At 66.1% G+C, this 24,522-nt stretch carries 27 protein-coding genes and 1 tRNA gene; 24 read left to right on the top strand and 4 right to left on the bottom strand.

Annotation, left to right across the window (positions count from 1 at the left end):
- The first annotated feature begins 8 nt into the window (after nt 1–8).
- The 17 genes from L324_RS34965 (at nt 9) to L324_RS42590 (ending at nt 14,695) form a co-directional block, all read left to right on the top strand.
- Nucleotides 9–281 carry a hypothetical protein gene (locus L324_RS34965; RefSeq protein ID WP_037319083.1) on the top strand — a complete coding sequence of 91 codons (273 nt, stop codon included), beginning with the start codon at nt 9–11 and terminating at the stop codon, nt 279–281.
- Between the two features lie 18 nt (nt 282–299).
- A complete protein-coding gene (locus L324_RS34960; protein ID WP_235783735.1) occupies nt 300–1,826 on the top strand; it encodes a replication initiator in 1,527 nt (508 codons plus the stop codon).
- A gap of 16 nt (nt 1,827–1,842) precedes the next feature.
- On the top strand, nt 1,843–2,022 hold the full coding sequence (locus tag L324_RS34955) for a helix-turn-helix transcriptional regulator (RefSeq protein ID WP_037319078.1): 180 nt from the start codon (nt 1,843–1,845) through the stop codon (nt 2,020–2,022).
- Between the two features lie 11 nt (nt 2,023–2,033).
- Nucleotides 2,034–3,230: a site-specific integrase gene (locus tag L324_RS41190; protein WP_037319075.1), complete on the top strand. Its 1,197-nt coding sequence runs from the start codon at nt 2,034–2,036 to the stop codon at nt 3,228–3,230.
- Between the two features lie 745 nt (nt 3,231–3,975).
- Nucleotides 3,976–5,307 carry a hypothetical protein gene (locus tag L324_RS42595; protein ID WP_152547094.1) on the top strand — a complete coding sequence of 444 codons (1,332 nt, stop codon included), beginning with the start codon at nt 3,976–3,978 and terminating at the stop codon, nt 5,305–5,307.
- A gap of 61 nt (nt 5,308–5,368) precedes the next feature.
- The gene (locus tag L324_RS34940; protein WP_037319070.1) at nt 5,369–6,607 is read left to right on the top strand and encodes a helix-turn-helix domain-containing protein; all 1,239 of its coding nucleotides are present in this window, start codon (nt 5,369–5,371) and stop codon (nt 6,605–6,607) included.
- A gap of 8 nt (nt 6,608–6,615) precedes the next feature.
- The gene (locus L324_RS34935) at nt 6,616–7,173 is read left to right on the top strand and encodes a flavoprotein (RefSeq protein WP_037319355.1); all 558 of its coding nucleotides are present in this window, start codon (nt 6,616–6,618) and stop codon (nt 7,171–7,173) included.
- Between the two features lie 105 nt (nt 7,174–7,278).
- Nucleotides 7,279–7,575 carry a hypothetical protein gene (locus tag L324_RS43015; RefSeq protein WP_016331156.1) on the top strand — a complete coding sequence of 99 codons (297 nt, stop codon included), beginning with the start codon at nt 7,279–7,281 and terminating at the stop codon, nt 7,573–7,575.
- 23 nt (nt 7,576–7,598) lie between these two features.
- Nucleotides 7,599–8,060 carry a hypothetical protein gene (locus tag L324_RS34925; RefSeq protein WP_037319065.1) on the top strand — a complete coding sequence of 154 codons (462 nt, stop codon included), beginning with the start codon at nt 7,599–7,601 and terminating at the stop codon, nt 8,058–8,060.
- Between the two features lie 303 nt (nt 8,061–8,363).
- Nucleotides 8,364–8,612, top strand: coding sequence for a hypothetical protein (locus L324_RS34920; RefSeq protein WP_037319063.1), 249 nt, complete (start codon nt 8,364–8,366; stop codon nt 8,610–8,612).
- Between the two features lie 10 nt (nt 8,613–8,622).
- Complete coding sequence (locus tag L324_RS34915) at nt 8,623–8,844, top strand: AMED_5909 family protein (RefSeq protein ID WP_020633605.1); 222 nt, start codon at nt 8,623–8,625, stop codon at nt 8,842–8,844.
- Between the two features lie 307 nt (nt 8,845–9,151).
- Nucleotides 9,152–10,708 (top strand): FtsK/SpoIIIE domain-containing protein, encoded by a 1,557-nt coding sequence (locus tag L324_RS34910; protein ID WP_037319061.1) that lies wholly within the window; start codon nt 9,152–9,154, stop codon nt 10,706–10,708.
- A complete protein-coding gene (locus tag L324_RS34905; RefSeq protein ID WP_037319059.1) occupies nt 10,705–11,091 on the top strand; it encodes a hypothetical protein in 387 nt (128 codons plus the stop codon). Before L324_RS34910 ends, L324_RS34905 begins: the two co-directional genes overlap by 4 nt.
- Entirely contained in the window at nt 11,091–12,710 is a 1,620-nt protein-coding gene (locus L324_RS34900; RefSeq protein WP_051174267.1) for a replication initiator, read from the top strand. Before L324_RS34905 ends, L324_RS34900 begins: the two co-directional genes overlap by 1 nt.
- A 10-nt stretch (nt 12,711–12,720) precedes the next feature.
- Nucleotides 12,721–12,918, top strand: coding sequence for a helix-turn-helix transcriptional regulator (locus L324_RS34895; RefSeq protein ID WP_034319955.1), 198 nt, complete (start codon nt 12,721–12,723; stop codon nt 12,916–12,918).
- Nucleotides 12,918–14,084, top strand: a complete 1,167-nt coding sequence (locus L324_RS34890; RefSeq protein ID WP_037319053.1) for a tyrosine-type recombinase/integrase — start codon at nt 12,918–12,920, stop codon at nt 14,082–14,084. The genes L324_RS34895 and L324_RS34890 overlap by 1 nt, the downstream gene beginning before the upstream one ends.
- A gap of 50 nt (nt 14,085–14,134) precedes the next feature.
- Entirely contained in the window at nt 14,135–14,695 is a 561-nt protein-coding gene (locus tag L324_RS42590; RefSeq protein ID WP_152547093.1) for a hypothetical protein, read from the top strand.
- Nucleotides 14,696–14,846: 151 nt separating this feature from the next.
- Here the strand turns inward: L324_RS42590 and L324_RS34880 are convergent.
- Nucleotides 14,847–14,919: transfer RNA gene (locus tag L324_RS34880), tRNA-Lys, on the bottom strand.
- Between the two features lie 99 nt (nt 14,920–15,018).
- Here L324_RS34880 and L324_RS34875 point away from each other — a divergent pair.
- From L324_RS34875 to L324_RS34865, 3 genes are all read left to right on the top strand, one after another.
- Nucleotides 15,019–15,558, top strand: coding sequence for a DinB family protein (locus L324_RS34875; RefSeq protein ID WP_037319345.1), 540 nt, complete (start codon nt 15,019–15,021; stop codon nt 15,556–15,558).
- Nucleotides 15,559–15,583: 25 nt separating this feature from the next.
- The gene (locus L324_RS34870; RefSeq protein ID WP_037319048.1) at nt 15,584–16,957 is read left to right on the top strand and encodes a nitrosuccinate lyase; all 1,374 of its coding nucleotides are present in this window, start codon (nt 15,584–15,586) and stop codon (nt 16,955–16,957) included.
- Between the two features lie 82 nt (nt 16,958–17,039).
- Nucleotides 17,040–18,035: an SCO0930 family lipoprotein gene (locus tag L324_RS34865; RefSeq protein ID WP_037319045.1), complete on the top strand. Its 996-nt coding sequence runs from the start codon at nt 17,040–17,042 to the stop codon at nt 18,033–18,035.
- Nucleotides 18,036–18,049: 14 nt separating this feature from the next.
- Here the strand turns inward: L324_RS34865 and L324_RS34860 are convergent, their stop codons facing one another.
- Nucleotides 18,050–18,649, bottom strand: coding sequence for a DUF4383 domain-containing protein (locus L324_RS34860; RefSeq protein WP_037319042.1), 600 nt, complete (start codon nt 18,647–18,649; stop codon nt 18,050–18,052).
- Between the two features lie 144 nt (nt 18,650–18,793).
- Here L324_RS34860 and L324_RS34855 point away from each other — a divergent pair, with 144 nt between their 5' ends.
- Both L324_RS34855 and L324_RS34850 read left to right on the top strand, forming a co-directional pair.
- Entirely contained in the window at nt 18,794–19,720 is a 927-nt protein-coding gene (locus tag L324_RS34855; protein ID WP_037319039.1) for a serine hydrolase, read from the top strand.
- A 67-nt stretch (nt 19,721–19,787) separates the two neighbouring features.
- Entirely contained in the window at nt 19,788–20,627 is an 840-nt protein-coding gene (locus L324_RS34850; RefSeq protein ID WP_037319036.1) for an oxygenase MpaB family protein, read from the top strand.
- Here L324_RS34850 and L324_RS34845 read toward each other — a convergent pair whose 3' ends face one another.
- The gene (locus L324_RS34845; protein WP_037319034.1) at nt 20,628–21,845 is read right to left on the bottom strand and encodes an alpha/beta hydrolase; all 1,218 of its coding nucleotides are present in this window, start codon (nt 21,843–21,845) and stop codon (nt 20,628–20,630) included.
- A gap of 137 nt (nt 21,846–21,982) precedes the next feature.
- Nucleotides 21,983–22,930, bottom strand: coding sequence for an alpha/beta hydrolase (locus L324_RS34840; RefSeq protein WP_037319031.1), 948 nt, complete (start codon nt 22,928–22,930; stop codon nt 21,983–21,985).
- 143 nt (nt 22,931–23,073) lie between these two features.
- On the opposite strand from L324_RS34840, the gene L324_RS34835 reads away from it, so the two are divergent.
- Together L324_RS34835 and L324_RS34830 are read left to right on the top strand one after the other, a co-directional pair.
- Entirely contained in the window at nt 23,074–23,541 is a 468-nt protein-coding gene (locus L324_RS34835; protein ID WP_037319029.1) for a MarR family winged helix-turn-helix transcriptional regulator, read from the top strand.
- Nucleotides 23,542–23,568: 27 nt separating this feature from the next.
- A complete protein-coding gene (locus tag L324_RS34830) occupies nt 23,569–24,417 on the top strand; it encodes an SAM-dependent methyltransferase (protein WP_173426437.1) in 849 nt (282 codons plus the stop codon).
- Nucleotides 24,418–24,522: the final 105 nt, after the last annotated feature.

The raw sequence follows: 24,522 nt of genomic DNA, 5'->3' as shown, positions 1-24,522 counted from the left end.
GGAGACCTATGATGTTGACCTTCAGCATGCCGATAGCACTCACACCCGATCAGGTGTGGATCTTCGTTCAGTGCGGCGACACCGTCATCTCCTGCGCCCGACTGGCCACCTATCTCGAAGTGCCCGAAGTCGTGGCCTTCCCTGAGGAATTCACCGCCACCAACACGATCGTCCCGATCTCGAAACTGACCGGCGAGCCCATGCACAGCCTTCGCTGGGCAACCGTCGCCGATCTGGCAGACCACCCGTGCCGCTTCCCGAAAGCGGACTGGACTGCCTGACACATGACCGTCTCGACAGTGACTCTCACCCCCAGCACCCCGGGAAAGCCCAGGGTTCTGGGGGCGGGAGCCGTTGCCGAGCACCACCCCGCCCACCACGACCTCATCCGGCGCGTATCCCAGCCCGGATATCAGTGGTGGCTCACGCACGTCATGTCCGCCGCCGCGTGCTCCCGACCGGTCCGGCTCAAGCTCGAAGCCCACTGGCACGGCAGTGCCGGAACGGAGATCGATCAGGTCACCGCGGGGATGCCCGACGGAGCCCTCTACGTCGCCTGCAAGAACCGCCGAACCTCCGTCTGCCCGGCATGCGCCCAGACCTACCGTGCCGACACTTACCAGCTCGTCAAAGCCGGGCTCGTGGGCGGCAAGGGAGTCCCGGAGACCGTCTCCGAACACCCCTGCCTGTTCGTCACCCTCACCGCCCCCTCCTTCGGCCTGGTCCACACCCGCGTGATCGGCCACAACGGCCAAGTCCGCCCCTGCCGGGCTCGCCGGAACACCGAGCCATGCCCCCACGGACGCCCCCAGACGTGTCTGGAACGCCACCACGAGCACGATCCCCGCGTCGGTGAGCCGATCTGCCGGGACTGCTACGACTACCGCCACCAAGCCGCCTGGAACTTCCACGCTGGCGAACTCTGGCGACGCACCACCATCGCCCTCAACCGGGCCTTGGCCCATGCCGGCCGAATCCGGGACACCCGCGTTCGGCTCTCCTTCGCCAAGGTCGCCGAATACCAGCGACGCGGCGTCATCCACTTCCACGCGCTCATCCGGCTCGACGGCCGCGACCTGGACAACCCGGACGCGATCCTCGCACCCGATCCGTCGATCACGATCGACCACCTGCGCAGCTACGTCGACCACGCGGCCGCCTCGACCTCGTTCACCACCGAACCCCACCCGGTGAACCCGTCCGGCTGGCCGATCCACTGGGGAGCCCAGGTCGACATCCGCACCGTTAAACTCAGCCCAGCGGATGCAGACGACCACGGCACCTTGACCACTACGGCCGTCGCCGCCTACCTGGCCAAATACGCCACCAAGGCCACCGAGGAAACCGGGCACATCTCCCGCCGCCTCGACTCCCTCGGCATCGACCTCCACACCGAGCACGACACCCACCAAGCCCGGCAACTACTCGCCTGCTGGGAACTCGGCTCCCGCCCCCTCAACTGCCGCACCAAAGCCCAGCGCGAAGCCTGGGCACAAGGCTGGGGAAAGCTCCAGAAGTGGGCACACATGCTCGGCTACGGCGGGCACTTCTCCACCAAGAGCCGCCGCTACTCCACCACCCTCGGAGCGCTCCGGGCTGTCCGTAAGGCCTTCAAACGCGGCGACCCCATCGAACCCGCCCAGCCCGAACTACCCCACGACGCAGACCCAGACGGCGATGACTCCATCGTCACCCTGAACTGGATCTTCGACGGCGTCGGCTGGCTCACCCTCGGCGACGCCATGCTCGCCAACACAGCAGCCGCCAAAGCACGCGAACGAAAGCAGACAGCACGAGAGGAGGTCGAAGAAATCATTGGCAAATAACAGAAAGGAGTGACCCATGAACCCCTTGTGGACGGTCGACGACGTGGCAGCGTACCTCAAAGTCCCCGTGAAGACCTTGTACGACTGGCGCACGCGCGACTACGGACCAAAGGGCAAACGCGTCGGCAAGTACCTGCGATACAAGGCCGAAGAAGTCATCGCATGGTTCGAATCCCTCGACCCCGAAGCAGCCTAAAAGGACAGAACATGGCACGCCCACCCCTGCCGGTTGGCACGGCTGGCAAGATCACAAGTCGGCGCGATGGTCCTAACTGGATCGCGTTCTGTAAGTACCGTGATCTTGACGGCATCGTGCGCAAGATTCGCGTCTGGGATAGCACGAAGACCAAAGCAGAGAACAAGCTTCGTGAACGCATCCGCGACCGGCAGGCAGTCCAAGGACGAGTCAACATGGATACCAAAGTCGTTGTGGTGGGCGAAAAATGGTTGTCTGAGTTTCGTGAACAGGTCGATCTCGGCAACCGAAGTGGGTCCTCGTTGGACACCTACGAGCACCGCTGGAACGCCCACGTGAAGCCTCGCGTGCTCGGGTTGAGCATGGGAGACTTGGACGCGGGACGTGTTGACACGATCTTGCAAGACATCAACCGCGCATTGTCGGCAAGTTCTGCGAAGACCGCACGTACTGTCCTTTCAGGACTCTGGGGTTACGCTGTCCGTAATGGACCGTTGAAGGTCAACCCTGTTCGTGACGCTCGTCCTGTGGAGAACCGTAAGCGTCGCAAGGCTCCACGAGCCCTAGAAGTCCGCGAAGCACTAGCGATCTTCGAGCTTGCCGACGGTGACGAGATCGCCGTACGACAGGACCTTCCGGACATCATGCGGTTCTACGCGGGCACAGGGGAACGTACTGGTGAAGGCATCGCCGTGCGCTGGGAGCACATTGACTTCGACGCCAAGGTCGCGCGCATGGAGGGCAACTTCGTCCGAACCAAGGCCGACGGAGCCAAGATTAACGATGGTAAGAGTGAGAACGCGCAACGTGACGTCGTGCTAGCCGACTGGCTGGTCACCCTGCTGTTGAAACGTCGCACCCGGATCGCTGCTGAACGTGGTGTGGCTCCGGAGGCTCTGACTGGCTGGATCTTCCCCAACTCCAAGGGTGGCCTTCGGGAGGCAAGCAACCTTCGTCGCGACTGGCGAGCCTTCCGGGTACGGCATGGGCTGGGCGACTGGTTCACCCCGCGCACCTTCCGCCGTACCGTCGCCACCGTGCTCACCGACGCCCTACCGGCCCGGTACGCGAGTGACCTGCTCGGGCACTCCCGGGTCTCCCAGACCACCGACACCTACGTCGGCCGGAAGGCACCGTCACGTCGTGCCGCCGAGGTTCTGGAAGTCCTCGGCGGTGACCTCAAAGAGGGCAGTAAAGGGGCATCATGATCAGACAGGTGATCAATAAGTGCCTCTGACCTGGGCTTTTGGTGGGCCGCCTGGGGCTCGAACCCAGAACCTACGGAATCTTGGGCGGGGTCTGCGGACGTCTGCCGTTAGCTGCCGACAACCGCTCTCACCTGCATGAACTCTGACCGCGAACGATCATGGTCTGTGATCGTTTGGCGTCGTCTGCGGTCATTTCCCGGGGATAAACCGGGGAGATGATCATGCTTCTCGACCTGGTCCCGCGCACGTTCGCGTGACGCCATTCTACTGCCCACACCTCCCCCTTCATCCCGATACGAAGCCAGCACGCGGCCGGTGGCGTCGGGTCAAGGCACGCTTTCCAGCCTTGACGCGGCGTTACCGGCCGTTGTCACGATCAGGCGTCGGGGTGGAGGAGATCGACGCCTGATCGTAACAGGTGGCGATACACCGACGACCGGTATGTCACGACGTTCGTTGAGGAGGGCCGACGTTGGCTATGGGGATAGGCGTGCCGCCGCTGGGTGGCGCTGCGCAAGGTGACCCGCTGGCGGCCGCGTCGCCCGGCCGGTGGGCGGAGCGGAGCGGCAGCCCGCCGTGTCGGGAACCGGCGCTGCCGCCAAGGCGAGGGGCTACCCACGCGCCCGGCGCGCCGCCCGGCGGCGGCGCGCCCTTGATCCTATAGAGCCAAGTTCGGCAGATAGCCACCGAACAGCAGATCCAGAGCTTTCAGCCGCCTGAGACAAAGATTGGCGTTGATAACAAATTGCTTACACTTGAAGTGTACAGATGTCCTGGAAGTGCGCGATCACTCACGGAGAGCTTCGACAAGATAGCAACTCATGTCAATTCTGACTTTAAGCCAATTGTGGCACCAACACGGAGATTTCAGGCAAACCTGCTTCTTCTCCCAGAGAATATTATTGACGCTTCAATGTACTCCACCAGCCTTGCCATGACTTCGTCTGCAAGCACTCTCCGATCTGAGGTATATACGAAAGGCAGCGCGCTTCTGGGCGTGTCGATTACAGCCGAATCTGCCGGAATTCCAGAGGCCCCGGCTAGCGCGAGACTATTTATTCTCTACGATGCATCCCAGAACTCAGATGAGGTCAAGCAGCTCCTCAAGGATTGCCAAGAAATATTCCCCGGAAATTTTTCTGAAATTAGAATTAGGACCAACCCGCCCCGCTTGGCAAATGATCTCGATGATCTCATCGCAGCAGAAGTTCCAAGTGCCGAGGAAGTAGCCGCCTCGTACGTCCTTGCGCAACCCGAAGCAAAGCTTTTGGCTCGCGCCGTAAAGTCCACTGGGGACGTGCTCTCCAACGCCTTGCCAGGACTGCTCTCCAAACAAGAGAAGATTGACGTTCAAGCAGCCCGAGAAGCACTCCTGGAGTCCGGAGTACTCCAATCTGAAATGGTAGTAATGTGCCGAAAGACTGGGTCGCTCGTAAATAGAATTCCGGATTCCGATGTCCTCGACAAGCTGACAAAGCTTCAAGTTAGGTGCTCATGTGGCGAGTCGATGGACAATGAGGACATAGAAGAGGCACTCCGAGTATCGCCACTAGGCTACAAGTTGCTCGACAAGAGTCAATGGATGAACGTCGTCCTGGTGAATGAATTGCTCCTACTCGGCATTCCCATTGCGGAAATTTTCATTGAGCAACAATTTGGAGGGGACGAGGTCGACTGTCTTGCCATAATCTCCGGAGACCTAGTTCTATTCGAGCTAAAAGACGGAGAGTTCAATCTTGGACACGCGTATTCATTTAACGCGAAGAATGGCCTCTTGAATCCGGATGTATCGGTCGTCATAACAACGAACCGTGTGGGAAATGATGCGAAAGAGCACTTCGAGCGAACCCGAAAAGCCCTCGAGTCAAGTCGTCGGGGACGCGTTAGAACCGACAATACAACACCTATATTAATGGAAGGAATGGAGGAATTGCGGGCAGATCTTGAGAAGCTGATGAACCGCCTAGTTGCTCGGGACGCACGTCGCCTACTTCAAAATATTCTTGACACTGTCGCCTTTCGCGCTATGCCAGTCATTATGAATATGACTGGCGATCAGTCAGCGGACGAGGAGTAGATCGGTCAAGTCGAGCGAGATGTTAGCCCGCGAACAATCCGTTTGCTGTTAATCTGGGGGTATGCGTGGTGCGGGTGATCAGCTCAGCATTGGGGAGCGTATTGCCTTCTACCGGCGGCGGCGTGGTCTGTCGCAGGCGGTTCTTGCTGACTTGGTGGGTCGTACTGAGGACTGGTTGAGCAAGATCGAGCGCGGTGAACGCGAGATCCGGCGCCTGGACGTGCTGGCCGACGTGGCGCGGGGTCTGCGGGTGACGCTGGGAGATCTCCTCGGCGAACCGGTTCTGATGGAGGACGAGGACAAGAACGACGACGTCCCGGCCATCCGTGACGCCCTGATGGCACCAAGGCGCCTGTCCCGCACCCTGTTCTCCTCGGCCATGTCGCCGGAGTACATCGACCCCGCTCCGGTGGCTCAGCTGGTGGAAGGTGCCTGGTCCAGCTATCAAAAGGGCGACCTCGGCCGTGTCGTCGCCGCGCTGCCGGGTCTGATCAAGACCAGTCAGGGTATGGAGTCCGCCTCGGCTGATGACGCGGCCTACCGGCGGGCTTGCGCCGCGGTGTCCGCGCGCGTTCATCACCTGGCCGCGACGACGCTGAGCAAGATCGGTGAAGCCGACCTTGCGTGGATCGCGGCGGAACGTGCCATGCAGGCGGCCGACGAGGCAGACGACCCGCTGGTCTTGGCCTCGGCTGCCCGTTCCGGAACTCACGCGCTGCTGGCGGTTGGCCGGTTCGATGACGCGCTTGAGCTGGGTGACGTGGCCGCGAAGTGGTTGGTTCCGAGGATGCGCGATGGTGATCCGGCGGCGCTGAGTCTCTACGGAATGCTCTACCTCCGGACGGCCGTCGCCGCTGCGCGGCAACAGGACCGGTCAACGGCCAACGAGCTGCTATCTCACGCCGGACGTGCGGCTGATCAGCTCGGCGTGGACGCCAACCACTGGCAGACCGGGTTCGGCCCGGCCAACGTCGAGCTACACCGGTTGTCGGCCGCGCTGGACCTGGGCGACATTTCGCAGGTGATCGAGTCCGCTCCCAGAATCAGCGTCGACCACCTGCCGGTGGAGCGGCAGGTCACGCACCTGATCGACTTCGCGCGGGCGTTGAGCCTGGTCGCGAAGGATGACGAGGCGTTGTCGGCGCTGCTGACGGCTGAGCAGAAGGCGCCGGGGATCGTTCGGCACAGTACGGCGGTGCGGGAGGTTGTGCGGTCGATGTATCGCCGTGCCCCGGCGACGGCTGGTAAGAAGTCCTCGCCCTTGTTGGCGTTGGCTGAGCGCTGCGGCGCGGTGAGGTAGGTCGGGTGGTGTCGCGTGTTCTGGGCCTGGTGGGCTCGGGTGCTGGTGGTGTTGAGGACCTTCTTCCGCGCGTGATCCGGCCCCTTCAAGCGGATGGCTGGACGGTCGCGGTGACCTTGACGCCGACGGCGGGGCGCTGGCTGGACGAGAACGGCGGCCGCGCCGAGATCGAGGAAGCGACCAGGTTCCCGGTCCGGGTCGAGCCGCGCTCGCCGGCCGAATCCAGCCCGCATCCGGCCCCGGACTGCTACCTGGTCGCGCCCGCCTCGGCGAACATGGTCGCCAAGCTCGCGATGGGCATCGCCGACAATCAAGCTCTGACGCAGGTCAACGAGGCCATCGGGACCCTGAATCTGCCGGTCGTCGTCTTCCCGCGCGTGAACGCCGCGCACGCTCGTCACCCGTCCTGGGAAACCCACATCGATGCGTTGCGGCGTGCTGGCGTGCGTCTCGTGTACGGGGACGACGTGTGGCCGCTGCATGAACCGCGGAGCGCCCCGGGCCGTGAGCTGCCCTGGTCAGCAGTGCTTTCCGCGGTGAACGAGGCCGTTCCTCTCCCCCGCTAGTACCTACCCGGACAGTTTGTCCGGGGTGAGGCTCCTCACTGGGTGTCTCCTGTGTCCAGCGCGCCCGACCGGGCTCGCCGAGACCGAGACATCGGGAGAGCACACATGGGCATTCACGTGGTGATTCAGCCCCTCGTCGGCTACGGCGCGGCGGTGGTTTCACCCTCTCCTGGCGTTCGTCAGCTCGTCGCCGGAAGCGAAGAGACCTCCTTCATCGTCCAGGTGCCCGCCCGTATCGGCGGCCTGATGGACACCGCACGGTTCGCGCAGAGTCTCGCGGCCGCTGCCAGCGAGTTCAGCGAGTGGTGCGAAACCCAGCACCGCACGCGCTCGCATTCCTCCTCCTTCCATGACCAATGGTCTGACGCTGCCGATGACGCCGTCACGCGCAAGAACGACTGATCACACGTACTTAGGAGCGCAAAATGGCTATCTACAAGGGTTTCCGGTTCCCCATCGATTTCGACGAGGCTTTCGGCCAGGGCTTGGTCATGGTCGGTGAGGTCTCGCCGGACAACGAGTACCAGTCGCGAGAGGACCGCGCTGCGGGTCGCCCGGCGCGTCAACGGGTCGACGAGGTGACGGGCAAGCGCCAGTGGAAGGTCACCGTGACCGACCCGGACGAGGTCAAGGCCAAGCGGGCGTCGTTCGAAATCACGCTGCTGGCCGATGTACAGCCGGTGCCGACGACGTCCGAGGTGCTGCCGGGGATGCGGCCGATCGAGCTGGAGGGCCTGACGGCGGAGCCGAAGGTGGCTGGTCAGGGCGAGTTCAAGTACCAGTCCTACATGTTCCGCGCGACCGGCTTCAAGGCTGCTGCCTCGGGTGGGACGTCGAAGTCGGGCCGGGCCTCGGGCGCTGCTGAGTCAACGCCCAAGGCTGCGTGATGCCGGGCGGGGTGCCGGGGAGCCACCGTGTGGCCGTGGTTCCTCCGCACCTGGTCCAGGCGTGGGAGATGGCCTACCACCACTACAGCGCGCTAACGGCCAGGACAGCATCCGGCGCTGATGCGTTGGCGGCTCATGACCTGGCTGTCGCCTCGGTGGCGGTGGCGGCGTCCTGGCGGGACCTGGCCGCTCATGGCCAGTTGCCGTGGTGGGTTCTCGCGGCTGTGACGGCTGCGGCAGAAGGTTTTGAGGAGAACGCGCGGTCGTGGGAGATGCGCGCGTACGGCGAGGAAGGGCAGGTCCGTGGCGTTCAACGCGATGTGGAAGCCGGGGCCGCAAGCGGTCGCGGGAATGCAGGGCAATGGTTCGGCGAACCCCGCTCTGGTGATCTACCTGGATCCGGACAGCCTGGCGATCCTGCCGCCGTCCGACCCGGCCGCGTGGCCGGAGTTCATCCGGCTCCTTCGCCAAATCCGCGACAGCGCGGACGAACTAGCCGTGTTCCTCGACAAGCACAAGGCGGTGTGTGATGACGACACCGGGCCGGAATGAGCCACAGACATTGGCGGACGCGCACCTGGTCGCCTCGGCTCATCGTCCGAAGCCAGGGGCGAATCTGACGACCTGGCTGAAGTTCCATCAGGCCAACGCGCGCATGTACCGGGCCGTGTCCGATGTGGACCGCGCGCATCACCACGAACTCCGTTACTGGGTGGGCTACGAGGAACGCAAGGCGGAGGAGGTGGCCGCGAAGATCCAAGAGGGGAAGTCGCAAGCCAGCTGAAAGCTGAATGACAGAGCGAAAACGCACGCGGGGACGTGCGGCGTACAAACACGTCCTCAAACGCTTTTCTTGTCCTGTAAGGCGCAGAAGCGGAATCCGGCTACCAACCTTGCCGCTCCTGCGCTGTCCACAACCTCTGGAAGTGAACAATGACAACGCTAAACGATGGCAACAAGCGACCGCTAGACGGGGTCACCCGAACGCGCTGCACAGTCTGTAAGCGGTTCGCCAAGCTGCTCCCCGGTGAGACGGAATGCGCTCCCTGCCGGGGAATGCTTCCGCTGGACCTGACCGGCGGTGGTCGCCGATGAACGGGATCGGTGTCCTTCTCATCGGCGGTGGAGTGCTCGGTGTGGCGGTGTGGCTGCTGCACAAGATCGGGCGTGCGCTCGCCACGATCTTGGAAGTCCTGGCGGCGGCCGCACTGGTCTTCATCGCCCTCTGGTGGCTACTCAAATCGTTGCTGTGGCTGGGAAAGCAAGTCATGACGCGCTGGCGGACCAGCCTCGCCGTGGTGACGCTCGTGGCGTGGTGGCAGCACCTCGGGTGGATGTCCCTGGCGATCGTGACAGGCTCGGTCCTCGCCGTGTTGATGTCCTGGCGGCTGATCGACGTCGTGTCCTATGACCAGCACTGCGGCCGGTTCCTGCGCTCGTGGTGGATGCGCTGGGTGGTCTACGCGCGCAAGCTCCCGGCCTGGCTGCACGCCTGCGGGCTGAGCATCCGGGACGAGACGCTGCCGGTGGAAGTGACGGTGAACCTGGTCGGCCGTCGACGTTTGCTCTCCCGCAAGGCCGCTTCGGCATCTCGGGCTGTGCAGGTGCCGAAGGTCCTCAAGGTCCGCTCGGGGCCGTCGTGGGATGAGGTGCAGGTACAGCTCGTTCCGGGGCAGAAGCCCGAGGACTTCGACGAGGCCGCACGGGCGCTGGCGGTAGCGCGCAAGGTCAAGCGCTGCCAGGTGCGGGAACTGGAGCCCAACGTGGTCTCCATCGACTTCCAGCGCCGTGACCTACTTAAATCCGCGGTGACCTCCCTGCCGGTTCCCGACCTAGTGTCTCTCGATGGGCTCGGCGTGGATCTGCGGCATGTGTGGTCCGGGACCACGGAGTACGGCTCGGACTGGCGGGTGCCGCTGGTCGGCTCGGGGGCGCACTGCCTGACCGCTGGCGCGACCGGATCGGGCAAGAACTCGGTCATGTGGTGCCCGCTGGTGTCGGCCGCACCCGCGATTCGGTCCGGTGTGGTCCGGGTGTCCGGCATCGACCCGAAGGGGATGGAACTCGCCTATGGGCGCGGGATCTTCGCCCGGTACGCGGTGACAGGCAAGCAGGCGCTCGAACTCCTCGACGGCCTGCTTGAGGAGATGGAAGCCCGCAAGCACGAGTTCGCCGGACGCGTGCGCATGATCCCGATCAGCGTCGAGCATCCGCTAGAGGTTCTGGAGTTCGACGAGATCGGCGCGCTGACCAAGTACACCGACCGCAAGACCCGCGACGCGATCGTGGAGAAGGTCGCGCTCCTCACCACGCAGGGCAGGGCTTTGGGGATCACGGTGCGCGGCTACGTGCAGGAACCCACGAAGGACACCGTCCCGGTTCGTGAGCTGTTCCCCCGCCGCGTGTGCCTGCGGGTGACCTCCAAGACCCACGTCGGGATGGTCCTCGGCGACGGCGCGTACGAACGCGGTGCCTGGGCGAACCGCATCGGCGATTCCGAAGCCGGGGTCGGCTACGTCTGGGGCGAAGGCGTCCGCGAACCCCTGCGCGTCCGGGCCGGGTGGGTCGCCGACGAGGAGATCAAGGCCCTGGAGACCTACGTGACCAACGGCGGCGCTCACGTCGTCCCCGAGAGGAGGACGGCATGAACCGGCTGATGGTCTTCCTCGACGCGATCCGCGACCACTTGGATTCGTTCGCGCTCCCTCCGGCCGCCTCGGTCCGGGTCGGGGTGGGTCCTGATCCGATCACGGTGCAACTCGACTCCGACCGCCTGGAGGACGTTGCCCGTGGCCTGCTCACGTGGGCTGCCTCGCTCGACGACGTGACGGCTTCGCTGTGGCGTCCTGCTGGCGGTGGGTCGGTGCACCTGGAACTCAGCGGCCGGACTCCTTGCGGCATCCCTGTGGTGGTTTACGGCGGCGTCTGGTTCGACGAAGTGACCTTCCCGGACCTCCCGGCGGGGATGCGGCAGGACATGCCGGTGTTCGTCCTGCGGCAGTTGAACACCCCTGGGGAGGTGGCCGCCTGATGAGCACCGATGAATCCGCGGTGACCATGCCGGCCGAAACCCGGGCCGCTCGGATGCGTGAACCGCTGGCCTCGGACGTGGTGAAAGCGACGGCAGAGAAGCACGGGGTCTGTGTACGGCCGTTCACGATGGAGGTTGGCGACACCGACACCGGAGAACTCCGCTACGTCCCCGTCCCGTGTGGCTCGACGGTCGAATCGGTGTGCCTGCCGTGTGCACGCAAGGCCAAGGCGCTCCGACAGGTCCAGTGCCGCGAAGGCTGGCACATCGACACCGAACCGGACTTCACCCCGGAACCACCCTCCGAGACCCAAACAGAGCTGCTGGCGTTCCGGGCTGACCTCGTCGCCGCCTATCGGCAAGAGACGAACCAGGCGGAGGCCGACGAGCTGCGGGAGGAGATCCAGGGCGTCGACGACGAACTTCGGCAACTCGGGATGCGTGGCCGCCTCCCTTCGGTCGACCTGCCCACGAAGAAGGCGGTGAAGCGCTCGACCAAGCGGCGGCAGGACGCGCCGAACCTCCCTCGACGGAAGGTCGCCAAGACCACGGTCGGCCGTGAGTATGCAGGGAGATTCCGGCCGTCGATGTTCGTCACCCTCACCTGCGACACCTACGGCCCAGTCCGATCGGACGGCGCTCCGATTGATCCGTCGACGTATGACTACCGGCGGGCGGCTCGGGACGCGGTCCACTTCTCCGCGCTCGTGGACAGGTGGTGGCAGAACCTCCGGCGGGTGGTCGGTTGGGACGCGCAGTACTTCGCCACCGTCGAACCCCAACGACGCGCCGCACCCCACCTCCACGCGGCCATCCGGGGCTCGGTCCCGCACGACGTGATCCGCCAAGTCACCGAAGCCACCTACCACCAGGTCTGGTGGCCAGAGCACGACGAAGTGGTCTACGTCGACCGGATGCCGCTCTGGGACGGCGACCGCCGGGTGTTCGTCGACCCGGACACCCACGAACAACTGACCGACTGGGACGACGCAGTAGAGGCCGTGGAAAACCCGGCGCACGTGGTCACCTTCGGACGGCAAGTGCACTCCAAAGGCATCCTCGGCGGGACGGAAGAGGCCGGACGGCACATCGGCTACCTGACCAAGTACCTCACCAAATCCACCGGTGAGGTCGTCGAAGCCGACACCGCGCGGCAGAAGGACCATCACGACCGGTTGCACGCTGAGCTGTCGGTGACCCCCTGCTCGCCTCGGTGCGCGGTGTGGCTGCTGTACGGGATCAATCCCAAGGGGGCCAACGGGAAAACGACTCCGGGGCACTGCAAGGGAAGGGCGCATCGGCGGACCACGCTCGGCCTGCCCGGTCGCCGCGTGCTGGTGTCCCGCAAGTGGTCAGGCAAGACGCTCGTCGACCACAAGGCGGACCGCAAAGCCTTCGTCCTGGAGGCGCTGGCGGCGGTCGGGATCGAGAAACCGACACCCGACCCGGCTCGCCTGGTCTGGCGCAAGGTCGACTCCGGCGACCCGTCCGTGCCACCTCGCGACCACCTGGTCATGCACGCCATCTCCGAACGCATCACCTGGAAAGCCGAGTACGACAAAGCACTACTAGCCGCTCAGAGTCCGCCGGATCTTTCGGCAACTCCACTCGCGGCCTAAGGGGGATCACATGAACAACGTGCACGACATCGATCCACTCTGGACAGTGGAAGACGTCTCGGCCTACCTCGGCGTTCCTGTCGGGACGCTGTACCAGTGGCGCAGCAAGGGTTACGGGCCTGCTGGCCGTCGGATGGGCCGGTACGTGCGGTACCGCCCGGAGGACGTTCGGGCGTGGGTGGATCAGCTGGCCGTTGAGGTGGCCTGATGCCTCGGCCTCAACTGGAGATCGGAACGTACGGGGAGATCCGGTATTCGCCTGTCGCGGGCGGGTACCGGGCTCGTGCGCTGTTCCGCGACTTCGACGGCAACACGCGGGAGGTCGAGCGGACCGGGAAGACGAAGGGCAAGGCTGCGCAGCGGCTCAAGGACGTCTTCCGCGAGTGGACCGGGTCGACGACTGGCGAGATCACGCGGGAGACGCACCTGAAGGTCCTGGCTGAAGTCTGGCTGGAACAGGTGCGGCAGGACGTCGAGGACGGCAAGAAGTCGCCGACCACCGAGACCGCCTACGAATCGGTCCTGAACGCTCACGTCGTGCCCGGCCTCGGGGAGCTGCGCGTGCGGGAAGCCACCGTGATGCGGCTGGATCGCTTCCTTGGGGCTCTTCAGCGCAACGTCGGGGCGTCGACGGCGAAGACGGCGCGGACCGTCCTTTCGGGAATGCTCGGCCTGGCGGCCCGGTACGACGCGATCGACGGCAACCCGACTCGGGACACCCGGCGCATCCCGACGGCGAAGAAGAAGCCTCGCGCACTGGACGCGGACGAGCGTGCTGGGTGGCTGGCACGACTGGAGGCGAATGAGAAGGCAGTGCGCTGGGACCTGCCCGACTTGTCCCGGTTCATGATGGCGACCGGTGTCCGGGTCGGCGAAGCGCTCGCGACGTACTGGGAGGACGTCGACCTGGTCGCGGGCACGGTCGACATCACGCACACCGTGGTCCGGATCAAGGGGCAAGGGCTGCTCCGTAAGCCGCGTCCGAAGAGCGAGTCGAGCAAGCGCGCGCTCCCGCTCCCCTCGTGGGCGGTGGAGCTGCTGACGAAGCGGGCGGCGGCGTCTGGCCCCATCTTCCCCAGCTCGACCGGCGGGATGCGCGACCCGAACAACGTCCTGCGGGTCATCCGGGAAATCCGCGGTGGTGACCACTTCCTCTGGGTCACCTCGCACACCTTCCGGAAGACGACCGCGACCGCGCTGGACGACGCGGGGGTGCCGACGAGGCTGATCGCGGACCAGCTCGGCCACTCGCGGGTGTCGATGACGCAGGACAACTACCTGGAACGGAAGACGGTCGACCCGGCCACGGCGAAGGCGCTGGAAGGGCTACTAGATAACGGGACTCCACCTAAAACTGCACCTCTCAAAAAATAACCACCAAAGGCTTAATGGCGCAAACCGGAAAGGAAGACCACCATTATGACATGGCACACGAATGGCTTGGAGCGTCGATTGCAGGCACAGTGGGTCTAGCCGGAATGTTCTTCACATGGCTCAGCTCGAAACAGGGTCGCGACCACGCAGAACGGCTCGCTAAAGACCGGTTCGAGCACGAGCGAAAGCTAGCCCAGGAAGCCCTTGAGCAGGAAAGACTCGGAGACGCCTACGTTCGCCTACTTGTAATGGTTGAACGTTGCGGCGCGTGGGCGCAATCGGTGAAACCGATGCTTGATACAGATCCTCCACAGCCTGTTCCACCACTGCCAGAAATTGACGCACAGACAGAAGTGGAAGCAATCGTGAGCGCGTTCGGCTCCAAGGAGGCTCGCGACCGACTGGATTCCTGGCGCAATGTCGTCAAGGACATCATTGCAGCTGTCGGGCTGATCGACTTGGAGCGAGCGGACGCGTTGAAGGGCGGTAGTGCGTCCGTGGACTTCGGACAGCCATATCTAAAGCTGCGCGACCTCCGCCCCGCAGAGCGTTCGGCTCGCGAGGAGCTGGCTAGCCAAGTCGCTCGTGAGCTGGGTCACCGAACCGAGTGAGAGGCGCGCTCTGCCTCGAACAGGCTTTGCGGTCTCGCGGAGGCCAACGACACCATGACGCCGGATAACCAGTCCGACCCCAAAACCGGGGATAAACCAGGGAGATGATCTTGGTCCTGGCTGGCCACAACGCGTGGACCAGGCGAAAGAGTGGGCCGCCTGGGGCTCGAACCCAGAACCTACGGATTAAAAGTCCGCAGCTCTACCAATTGAGCTAACGGCCCGTGCGGCCGAGTCTAGTAGACCGCCGCCGACCACCAGGATGCCGGGGCCGCCGCTCGCGCGCCACGGAATTGTCGGGGGTCTCTGCCATGGTCGAGGGCATGGACACGATCCCTGAGGAGAACTTCGCCGCCAAGTGGTCCGGCGACCGGCCGGAGCCGCCGCGCGTGGCGAGCGAGCGCGAGATCTTGACGTCCACCCTCGACTGGCATCGGCGTACCTTCGAGCTGAAGTGCCAGGGTCTGACGCCGGAGCAGATGGCGCTGCGGTCGACGGAGCCGTCGACCATGTCGCTGCACGGACTGCTCAGGCACCTCACCGGCACCGAGCGCTGGTGGTTCCGCATCCAGTTCGCGGGCGAGGACGTCCCCCTCCTCTATTACTCCGACGAGTGGCCCGAGCAGGACTTCGAGGACCTCGGCGGCGACGTCGAGGTCGCGTGGGCGGCTTGGCGGGAGGAGTGCGCGCGGTCCAGGGAGATCGTGGCGGCCGCCTCGCTCGACAACACGGGCACGAGCCGTCGCGACGGCGAGCCGTTCTCGCTGCGGTGGCTGCTGACCCATCACATCGCCGAGTACGCGCGCCACAACGGCCACGCCGACCTGCTGCGCGAGCGCATCGACGGGAGGACAGGCCACTGAAACCTTGAAATGCGATGCTGGGGCGATGAACGCCGATCCCGATTCCGGCCTCCTCTCCCCGGTCCGCGCGGGCACTCCCGCCGAGGCGGCGACGGGTGACCTCGCCTGGGTGCGGGCGCTGCTCGACACCGAGGCGGCGCTCGCCAGGGCGCAGGCGCGCACCGGGCTGATCCCGATGGCCGCCGCCGACGCGATCACGGACGCGGCCGCGGCGGCCGAGATCGACGTGGTCGCGTTGGCGAGGGCTGCGCGGGAGACGGCGAATCCGGTCGTGGGGCTGATCAAGGAGTTGACCGAGGCCGCCGGTACGGAGTACGTCCATCGCGGCTCCACCAGCCAGGACATCTTCGACACCGCGATGATGCTGGTCGCCGCCCGGACACGGGAACTGCTCGTCGCCGACCTCGAGACGACGGCGAACGCGCTGGCGGATCTCGCCCGCGCGCACCGCGACACGGTCATGGCCGGGCGCACCCTCACCGCCCACGCGGTCCCGACCACGTTCGGGCTCAAGGCGGTGGGGTGGCGTCAGCTGACGCTCGACGCGCTCGGCAGGCTGAACCGTGTCGTCCTGCCGGTCTCGCTCGGGGGCGCGGGCGGCACGCGCGCCGCGTACGCCGAGTACGCGCGTCTCGCCGAGTTGCCCGACGGCTATCCGCAGCGGCTGCAGACGGCCTTCGCCGAAGAGACCGGTCTCGCCGAGACCACGCTGCCCTGGCATACCCTCCGCACGCCGACGGCCGACCTCGCGGCCGCGCTCTCGTTCACCGCCGCCGCGCTCGGGAAGTTCGCGGTCGACGTCCAGTTCCTGACGCGCACCGAGGTTGGCGAGGTCACCGAACCCGCGGGCGAGGGCCGTGGCGGTTCCTCGGCGATGCCGCACAAACGCAATCCGGTGCTGGCGACGCTCATCCGGTCGGCCGCGCTCCAGGTGCCGGTGCTGGCCACCGGCGTCACCCAGGCCCTGATCTCCGAGGACGAACGGTCCGCGGGCGCGTGGCACGCCGAGTGGCAGCTGCTGCGCGAGTGCCTGCGTCTGACCGGCGGCGCCGCGCACACCGCGGCCGAACTCGCCCGCGGCCTGGTCGTCAACGACGGCCGAATGCGCGGCAACCTCGGCCTCACGCACGGCCAGATCGTCTCCGAGCGGCTCTCGACCGTGCTCGCCCCGCTACTGGGCAAGGCGCGGGCCAAGGAGGTCCTCGGACGCGCGGCCGCACTCGCGCTGGAGCAGGATCGGGCCCTCGGCGAGGTTCTTTCCGACCTACCGGAGATAACCGGAGTCCTCCCCGCGGAATCGCTCGCCGACCTGCTGGATCCCGCGCGCTACACCGGTTCGGCCGGGGCGCTGACGGACGCCGCGCTGGAAGTCCGCGAAGAAAATCCGGGAACTTCTTGAACCGGTCCCGGGAGGGGCCCGTGTAGGGGGTACAAGCTCACCGCGCCAAGCCGCGGAACCCCTACGAACAAGGAGAAATCCCATGCTTCGCAAGCGTTTCGTCGTCGCAACGGCGTCTGCGGCCGCGGGCCTGGCGCTGCTGTCGGCCTGTTCGGGTGGCACCGAGGCCACCTCGCCCGCCGTAGCGCCGGCCGCCGCAGTGGCCGGGGCGGGCGGGAACGCCCCCGCGGCCAAGGGTGAGACCAAGGTGGCCGTGGCCGAAGCCGGGGATCTCGGCCAGGTGCTCGTCGACAAGGACGGGTTCACCTTGTACCGCTTCGACAAGGACAGCGCGAAGCCGCCGAAGTCCAATTGCGACGGTGACTGCGCGAAGGCCTGGCCCCCGGTGCTCGCCGACGGCCAAGTGCAGATCGAAGGTGTGGACCAGGCACTGGTCGGCGAGCTGACCCGCGCCGACGGCCGCAAGCAGGTCACCGTCGGCGGCTGGGCGCTCTACCGCTACGCCAAGGACGCCAAGGCGGGCGAGGCGAAGGGACAGGGCGTCGGCAGCACCTGGTACGCCGCGAACGCCAAGGGCGGCAAGGCCGGGCAGGCGGCCAAGGAGGCTCCGGCCGAGCAGAATGCGGAAGGCGCCACAAAGCTGGTCGCGAGCAACGTCGACGGCATCGGACCGGCCATTGTGGACCAGGACGGCTTCACCCTCTACATGTTCACCAAGGACAAGAAGAACAAGCAGCCGACCTGCAACGGTGACTGCGCCAAGAACTGGCCGCCGGTGCTCGCCGAGGGCGACGTCCAGCTCGAAGGCATCGACGCGAAGCTGCTCGGCAAGGTGAAGCGCGCGGACGGCACCACGCAGGTCACCGTCGGCGGCTGGGCCGTCTACCGCTACGCCAAGGACACCAAGGCGGGCGAGGCGAACGGGCACGGCGTCGGCGGCACCTGGTTCGTCATCGAGCCCGCCGGCTGCAAGAGCACCGCGCCGGTGAAGGACAAAGCGGCCCAGAGCGGGAACGCCGCCCCCAAGAAGGAGGAAGGCGCTCCCGCCGAGGCCGGAGGTTCGGAGTACGGCTACTGAGCCGCCCCGACGACCTAGTGGGCGAGGCCCGGCGGTCGCTCTTCACGAGCGACGGTCGGGCTTTTCTCATGCTTCGGCCGCCGCGAACCGTCGTTCGGAAGAGGCTCGACGACCGTGGCGCTGTCGGCCCGGTCCGCCACCACGGTCTCCTCTTCGTCCTCCGGCAGCAGCACCTTGTGCCGCGCGGGCAGGACGGCGATCACCAGCCCGAGCGCGGCGAGGCCGAGGTGCAGCCAGTTGTCCGGCCCGTTGAGGTCGAACGGGTTACCCGCCTGCGAGACCGGATTCGTCGAAACGGTCCCGGTGATCATGAGACCCCAGACGAACAGCGCCCCGAAGGCGGCGAACGTCAGGAGTCCGAAGACCCGGGACCGGCCGGAACCGAAGGTCAGCAGCAGACCGATCGCGCCCAGCACGACGAATCCGAGGTTGTAGAGCGGGTTCACCGAGAACCCGAGGACGGTCGCGTCGCTGTGACCGGCGAAATCGGCGAGCCCGGTCCTGGTGAAGCCCACGATCCCGAACACCAGGAAGGCCAGGCTCGCCAGCCCGGCTAGGACCTGCGCGGGCTGGAGCCCGGCCGTCCGGATACGAGCGCGTTGTGTACGTGCCATTGCTCCGCCTTCCAGAGTTGGCCACTGAGGTCACGCTGCGGGTCAGATACCCCGAGGGCTTCCCGGACAAACCGGAGAGGCGCTTCCCACCACACGAATCACCACGGCCGTGAACACGAATGGGTGAATCGGCCAATAAGTCGTGTGGGCAAGGTGAGCGGGGTCTTCCTGCTGGTGGGGATCTGTCTGGGGGCCGTCATGGCGATGCTGCTGGTTCCGCCGTCGCGGTCCGATACGGCGGTGGTCGCCGCGCCGGCGAGTGGGGCCGCGGCGCTGACCGTCGAATCGGAGGCGGCGGCCGAACCCCCGCCGTCCGAAGAGCCGCCGCCGTCGGTGCCACCGAAATCGTCGCCCCAGCCGGACCCCGGCAAGCCGGTGACCGGCGTCGATCCGAAGACCCTCTCGGGGCTCGTCCCCGACGGACAGGTCAGCGTGGTCGTCTTCGACCGCATGGCCAAGAAGACCACCGTTTCCCTGCAAGCGGACCGTTCCTACACCTCGGCGTCCCTGGTGAAGATCCTCATCGCGCTCGAAGCGCTCAAGGGAGGCGCTTCGCCGGGCACGGTGCAACGGATGCTCTCGGTCAGCGACGACGGGATCGCCAGCGAACTGTGGACCGCCCACGGCGGCCCCGCCATCGTCACCCGGTGGGCGGCCAAGATCGGGCTCGCCGGCACCCGCCCGCCCGAGGATCCCGGGCGCTGGGGCGACACCCGGATCACCGCCGCGGACATCGCGAAGGTCTACCGCTATCTGCTGGAGCAGGTCGGCGCGGGCACCCGGACGACGATCATGCGGGGGCTGAGCGGCGCGACGGAGAACGGTTCCGACGGGATCCGGCAGTACTTCGGCGTCCCGGACGCCGTGGGCGACCTTCCCTGGTCGATCAAGCAGGGCTGGGCGTGCTGCCGTGGCGCCCGGATCATGCACAGCTCCGGTGTCGTCGGCGAGCACGATCGCCACATCGTCGTCGTGCTGACGTCGCAACCGACGTCGACCACCTACCCGGGCGCCGGCAGGCGCGTGACCGAAGTGGTGAAAGCGCTGGTCCCGGCACTGGCCGCGGGCTGACCCACTATTGACGACCTGTAAACAAGGTGGGACAGTGGCCTCACGCCACTCTCTCCGGGAGGTCGTCATGAGCACCGAAGCCCGCCTGCCCGCCTTGACCCCGCTCGGCCCGGATTCCGTCGCGTGGCAAGTGGTCGGCGACCGGAGACTGCTGCTCGGCGCGGGAACCGCGCTACTGCTGCAGGTGGCCCATCCGGTGATCGGCGCCGGGGTCCACGACCATTCGAACTACGTCGAAGACCCCTGGGGCCGTCTCGACCGGACCGTCGATTCGCTGCTGTCCCAGGTCTTCGGCGGCCGGGCGGCGATCGCGGAGGCCGAGCGGCTCCGTGAGATGCACAAGGCGATCAAGGGCGTCGACCACCACGGCGAGCGCTATCACGCGCTGAATCCCGAGGCTTACTGGTGGGTGCACGGCTCGACGTTCTGGACGGCGCTCCGCCTGCATGACGTCTTCCTGTATCCCCTGCCCTACAAGGAGAAGTGCCGCTTCTACGCGGAATGGCGACACCTCGGCCTGATCCTCGGCTTGCGCGAACACCACATGCCGGAGGATTTCGAAGGGTTCGAGGCCTACTTCGCCGATGTCGTCGAGAACCGGCTCGAAGACAATCACACGGTACGAGAACTCCTCGGCTCGCTCAGCATGCGCGACACCCCGCCGCCGCCGTGGTGGTTCTTGCCGGAGGCCTTGTGGCGCGGGGTCCGCCCAGCGGGTGGGAACGTGCTGTCGTTGTGCGCGATCGGCCTGCTGCCTCAGGTTCTCCGTGACCGGTTGAGTCTCGAATGGACAGACCAGGACGAACGTCGGCTTCGGCTGCTGGCCACCGTCACCAGGATCGCCGCGAAGCCCGTCCCCGAACGGCTTCGCTTGTATCCCAAGGCTTATCGCGCCAAGCGCGGTTAGCTACTCGACGACGTCGACCAGTGCGCCCTTCGCGCCGGTGTTGGGCAGTGGCCACGGAGTGACCCCGCCGTTGCTGACGATCTTCTTGTCCTGCGGCGCGCACGGCGGCACGGTCCGCGCGCCGATCCACGCGAGCACGTCGGGCACCTGCGCCTTGAAGGTGTTCATGTTGTGCCCGGCGTCCGGGATCCGCCACGACGAAAGCGTCGCGGGCGCGCGGACGGCCGCCTGGAGCTGGTCGATCGAGAAGCTCTCGAAGCTTTCCTTGTCCCCCGCGATCGCGAGGATGTCGACAGGCGACGGATGCTTCTGCAGGTTCACCGTGACCGTGTTCGCGTCGACGATGTCCTGCCTGCCCTTGAACAGGTTCTCCGTCTCCGCGTCCACCGAAGCCTTGTAGTAGCCGCTGACGCTCGCCGCCTGGCCGTACCACTGCGGATGCCGGGTCACCAGGTTCATCGCGCAGTACCCGCCCGAGGACCAGCCCGCCATCGTCCACGCCTTCCGCTGCGGGTTGGCGCCGAGCTTGTCGATCGCCCAGTCGCGGATGTCGGCGGTCAGGTAGGTGTCGTTGGCGGTGCCGTTGACCTCGTCGATGCATTCGGTGTCATGACCGACCTTCGGTTTCCCGGTGGGATCCGGGATCACCACCAGGGTCGGCGGAAGCACGTGCTTCGCGATGGCCGCGTCGAGTTTGGCGGGCAGTTCGTAGGGACCGGTGACCACTTCCGGACCGGACGGGTAGTTCGGGATCCATTCGATGACCGGGAACTTGAGCGACCGGTACGCGGGATCGTAGTACTGGGGCGGGAAGTAGACCGAGACGTCACGGGTGAGGCCGGTGCGCTTGCCGGTCACCGTCATGTGCACGACGGAGCCCTTGCCCTCTTTGGCGCGCATGGCCCCGGCGTCACGCAGCTTGTCGAGGTCGGCGCCGTTCTGGCCCGCGACGGCGTCGACGTTCTCCCCGGAGTACACGCCGGTGCCGAACAGGGCGCCGACCGTCGGGAAGAACCCGCCGATCATGTTCCCGCCCATCCCGGTGCTGACCACGATCAGCACCACCGCGGCGAGGATCGTGGTGCTGCGCCCGAGCACCTTGCGACGCCAGCGCTCCCAGAAGAACGGCACCGCGATGATCGCGAGCAACGTCAGCACGATGACGATGACGAGGTTCAGTGTCGAATCCAGCCGGATGGCACTCAGTCCCAGTCCCATGGTGATCGTGTCCCTCCCCGGCCGGAGCGCGCGAGTCCGCGCGGCTTCCCCTTATCTGGATCAAGAGACGTGCGACCACCGGTAAGTGTTGTCCAGGGTGACGCGTGTCACCCTGGACAATCCAACAATGCGGCTACTCAGTCTTCGAGGGCGGTGCGCAGCACCCCGATCGCCTGCTTGATCGCCGCTTCCGCGGCCTGGGTTCCGCGCAGCGTGTTGAGCATGACGAAGTCGTGGACGATGCCCTGATACCGCACGGCCGTCACCGGGACACCGGCCTGACGCAGCTTCGCGGCGTACGCCTCGCCTTCGTCGCGCAGGACGTCGGCCTCGCCGGTGATGACCAGCGCGGGCGGCAGGCCGGACAGCTCGTCGAGGCTCGCCCGCAGCGGCGACGCGGTGCTCTCCGCGCGCTGCGCCGGATCGGTCGTGTACTGGTCCCAGAACCACTTCATGCCTTCGAGGGCGAGGAAGTAGCCCTCGGCGAACTGCCGGTACGACTCGGTTTCGAAGTTCGCGTCGGTCACCGGGTAGAAGAGCACCTGCTGGCGGAAGGTGACGTCGCCACGCCGCTTCGCGAGCAGGGTGAGCGCGGCGGTCATGTTCCCGCCGACGGAGTCACCGGCGATCGCGATCTTCGTACCGTCGAGCCCGTGCCCGGCGCCGTGCTCGGCGACCCACTTCGCCACGGCGTAGTTCTGCTCGATCGCCACCGGGTAGCGCACCTCGGGTGATCGGCTGTACTCGGGGAAGACGACGGCCGCGCCGGTGCCGACGGCGAGTTCCCGGACCAGGCGTTCGTGGGTGTGGAAGTTCCCGAAGACCCAGCCCGCGCCGTGGATGTAGACGATCACGGGCAGCGTGCCCGTCGCGCCCCGCGGCCGGACGATGCGGACCTCGACGCCGTCGACGTCGGTGGTCTCGACGTCCGCGGCGGGCAGTTCGACGTCGCCGCCCTGGACCTCGTCGACGGCCTTGCGTCCTTCCTCGGGCGGCAGCTCGAAAAGGAACGGCGGGTTGGCGGTGGCCTCGACGAAGGCCTGCGCGGCCGGTTCGAGGGCCAGGTTGTGCGGGTTGGCGGTCATTTCTGCCTCCTGGGGTGCGAAGTCGACGTCATGAAGGTAGCTCGCAACTCAGTTGTGCACAACTAAAATGGCCACGAGGAGATTTACCCCACTCGAGTAGCGGACTGAGGCATCATCGACGCACCATGTGAGCAGGAGGGCCGATGCCGACGAACAAGACCGAATCGCTGCGCCTGGACGATCAACTGTGCTTCGGGCTCTACGCGGCTTCGCGGGCCGTGACCGCGCTTTACCGCGTGGTGCTCGACGATCTGGGCCTGACCTATCCGCAGTACCTGGTGATGCTCGCGCTCTGGGAGGAGGACGAGCGGCTGGTCAAGGAACTCGGCACCCTGCTGAACCTCGACTCCGGCACGCTGTCGCCCCTGCTCAAGCGGCTGGAGAAGTCCGGACTGGTCCGGCGTGACCGGCAGGCCGACGACGAACGGTCCGTTCGCATCAGCCTGACCGAGGACGGCGTCCGGCTCAGGGACCGCGCGAGCGGGATCCCGAAGATCATCGGCGAGGCGATGGGGCTCGACGCGGCCGGGCTGGCCCGCACCCGCGCGGAGCTCGATCGCTTGACCGAATCCGTGAACGCCTACCGCCAGGCCTACGTTCCGGCCGGTTAGCATGGGATTTCCGGCGCGGACAAAGGGATGACGATGATCGATCACGACGCGGCGCTCAAGGCCGTCGAGAACAGCTTGGACCGGCCGTCCGCGGCGCGGGTCTACGACTACTTCATCGGCGGGGACACGCACTACGCCATCGACCGCGACTTCGCCGAGAAGGTGCGTGAACGCCTGCCGCTCATGGGCGACTACTGCAAGACCAGCAGGCAGTTCCTCGGCCGCGCCGTGCGGCACTGCGCGGAACTGGGCCTGCGGCAGTTCGTCGACATCGGTTCCGGCCTGCCGACCGCTGGCAACGTCCACGAGGTCGCCGACGAGGCGCGGCCCGAGGAGGACACGCACGTCCTCTACATCGACAACGAGCCGATCGCGCTCGCGCATTCGACGCTGCTGCTCGCCGACACCGCCGATCCGGACCGGCACCACGCGATCGCCGCGGACCTGTTCGACCCCGAGGACCTCTGGGCCCGGGTGATGGACTCCGGCATCATCGATGTCCGGCAGCCCATCGCGCTGGTGATCAACGCGGTCATGCACTTCATCAAGGACGAGCAGGACCCGGACGGGCTGCTCGACTTCTACCGCGACCGGCTCGCGCCGGGATCACTGCTGGTGCTCTCGCAGATGACCAACGAGAACCCCGCCAACGAGGAAGAACGGCAGGCGCTGCTCGACATCCTCGACTACTACGAGACCACCACGAACCCCGGTTTCCTGCGCACGATGGACGAGTTCCGGCGGTTCTTCGGCGGCTGGCCGCTGCTGGAGCCGGGTCTGGTCTACGCGCCGGCGTGGCATCCGGACGAGAACACGGTCTTCGCCGCGACGCCGTCGGAGTCGCGCGTGATCGGCGGGGTCGCCCGCAAACCCTGACATTTCTCGCGTGAAGGCCCCCTTCACTCGGCTCAGCCGAGGGGGTGGATTCCAGGGGTCGTTGCAACACGGGTGATCAACTGGTTTCGGTGAGGAGTTTAGCGA

This window comes from Amycolatopsis orientalis DSM 40040 = KCTC 9412 (assembly GCF_000478275.1).
Lineage (GTDB): Bacteria > Actinomycetota > Actinomycetes > Mycobacteriales > Pseudonocardiaceae > Amycolatopsis > Amycolatopsis orientalis.
This window is presented reverse-complemented; position numbering and strand designations above follow the sequence as displayed.

Bases quoted from the DNA above. Each gene is read 5' to 3' on its own strand.
- L324_RS34965 (WP_037319083.1), top strand. From the start codon at position 9: ATGATGTTGACCTTCAGCATGCCGATAGCACTCACACCCGATCAGGTG.
- L324_RS34955 (WP_037319078.1), top strand. From the start codon at position 1,843: ATGAACCCCTTGTGGACGGTCGACGACGTGGCAGCGTACCTCAAAGTC.
- L324_RS41190 (WP_037319075.1), top strand. From the start codon at position 2,034: ATGGCACGCCCACCCCTGCCGGTTGGCACGGCTGGCAAGATCACAAGT.
- L324_RS34940 (WP_037319070.1), top strand. From the start codon at position 5,369: ATGCGTGGTGCGGGTGATCAGCTCAGCATTGGGGAGCGTATTGCCTTC.
- L324_RS43015 (WP_016331156.1), top strand. From the start codon at position 7,279: ATGGGCATTCACGTGGTGATTCAGCCCCTCGTCGGCTACGGCGCGGCG.
- L324_RS34925 (WP_037319065.1), top strand. From the start codon at position 7,599: ATGGCTATCTACAAGGGTTTCCGGTTCCCCATCGATTTCGACGAGGCT.
- L324_RS34910 (WP_037319061.1), top strand. From the start codon at position 9,152: ATGAACGGGATCGGTGTCCTTCTCATCGGCGGTGGAGTGCTCGGTGTG.
- L324_RS34905 (WP_037319059.1), top strand. From the start codon at position 10,705: ATGAACCGGCTGATGGTCTTCCTCGACGCGATCCGCGACCACTTGGAT.
- L324_RS34900 (WP_051174267.1), top strand. From the start codon at position 11,091: ATGAGCACCGATGAATCCGCGGTGACCATGCCGGCCGAAACCCGGGCC.
- L324_RS34895 (WP_034319955.1), top strand. From the start codon at position 12,721: ATGAACAACGTGCACGACATCGATCCACTCTGGACAGTGGAAGACGTC.
- L324_RS34890 (WP_037319053.1), top strand. From the start codon at position 12,918: ATGCCTCGGCCTCAACTGGAGATCGGAACGTACGGGGAGATCCGGTAT.
- L324_RS42590 (WP_152547093.1), top strand. From the start codon at position 14,135: ATGGCACACGAATGGCTTGGAGCGTCGATTGCAGGCACAGTGGGTCTA.
- L324_RS34875 (WP_037319345.1), top strand. From the start codon at position 15,019: ATGGACACGATCCCTGAGGAGAACTTCGCCGCCAAGTGGTCCGGCGAC.
- L324_RS34870 (WP_037319048.1), top strand. From the start codon at position 15,584: ATGAACGCCGATCCCGATTCCGGCCTCCTCTCCCCGGTCCGCGCGGGC.
- L324_RS34865 (WP_037319045.1), top strand. From the start codon at position 17,040: ATGCTTCGCAAGCGTTTCGTCGTCGCAACGGCGTCTGCGGCCGCGGGC.
- L324_RS34860 (WP_037319042.1), bottom strand. From the start codon at position 18,649: ATGGCACGTACACAACGCGCTCGTATCCGGACGGCCGGGCTCCAGCCC.
- L324_RS34850 (WP_037319036.1), top strand. From the start codon at position 19,788: ATGAGCACCGAAGCCCGCCTGCCCGCCTTGACCCCGCTCGGCCCGGAT.
- L324_RS34845 (WP_037319034.1), bottom strand. From the start codon at position 21,845: ATGGGACTGGGACTGAGTGCCATCCGGCTGGATTCGACACTGAACCTC.
- L324_RS34840 (WP_037319031.1), bottom strand. From the start codon at position 22,930: ATGACCGCCAACCCGCACAACCTGGCCCTCGAACCGGCCGCGCAGGCC.
- L324_RS34835 (WP_037319029.1), top strand. From the start codon at position 23,074: ATGCCGACGAACAAGACCGAATCGCTGCGCCTGGACGATCAACTGTGC.
- L324_RS34830 (WP_173426437.1), top strand. From the start codon at position 23,569: ATGACGATGATCGATCACGACGCGGCGCTCAAGGCCGTCGAGAACAGC.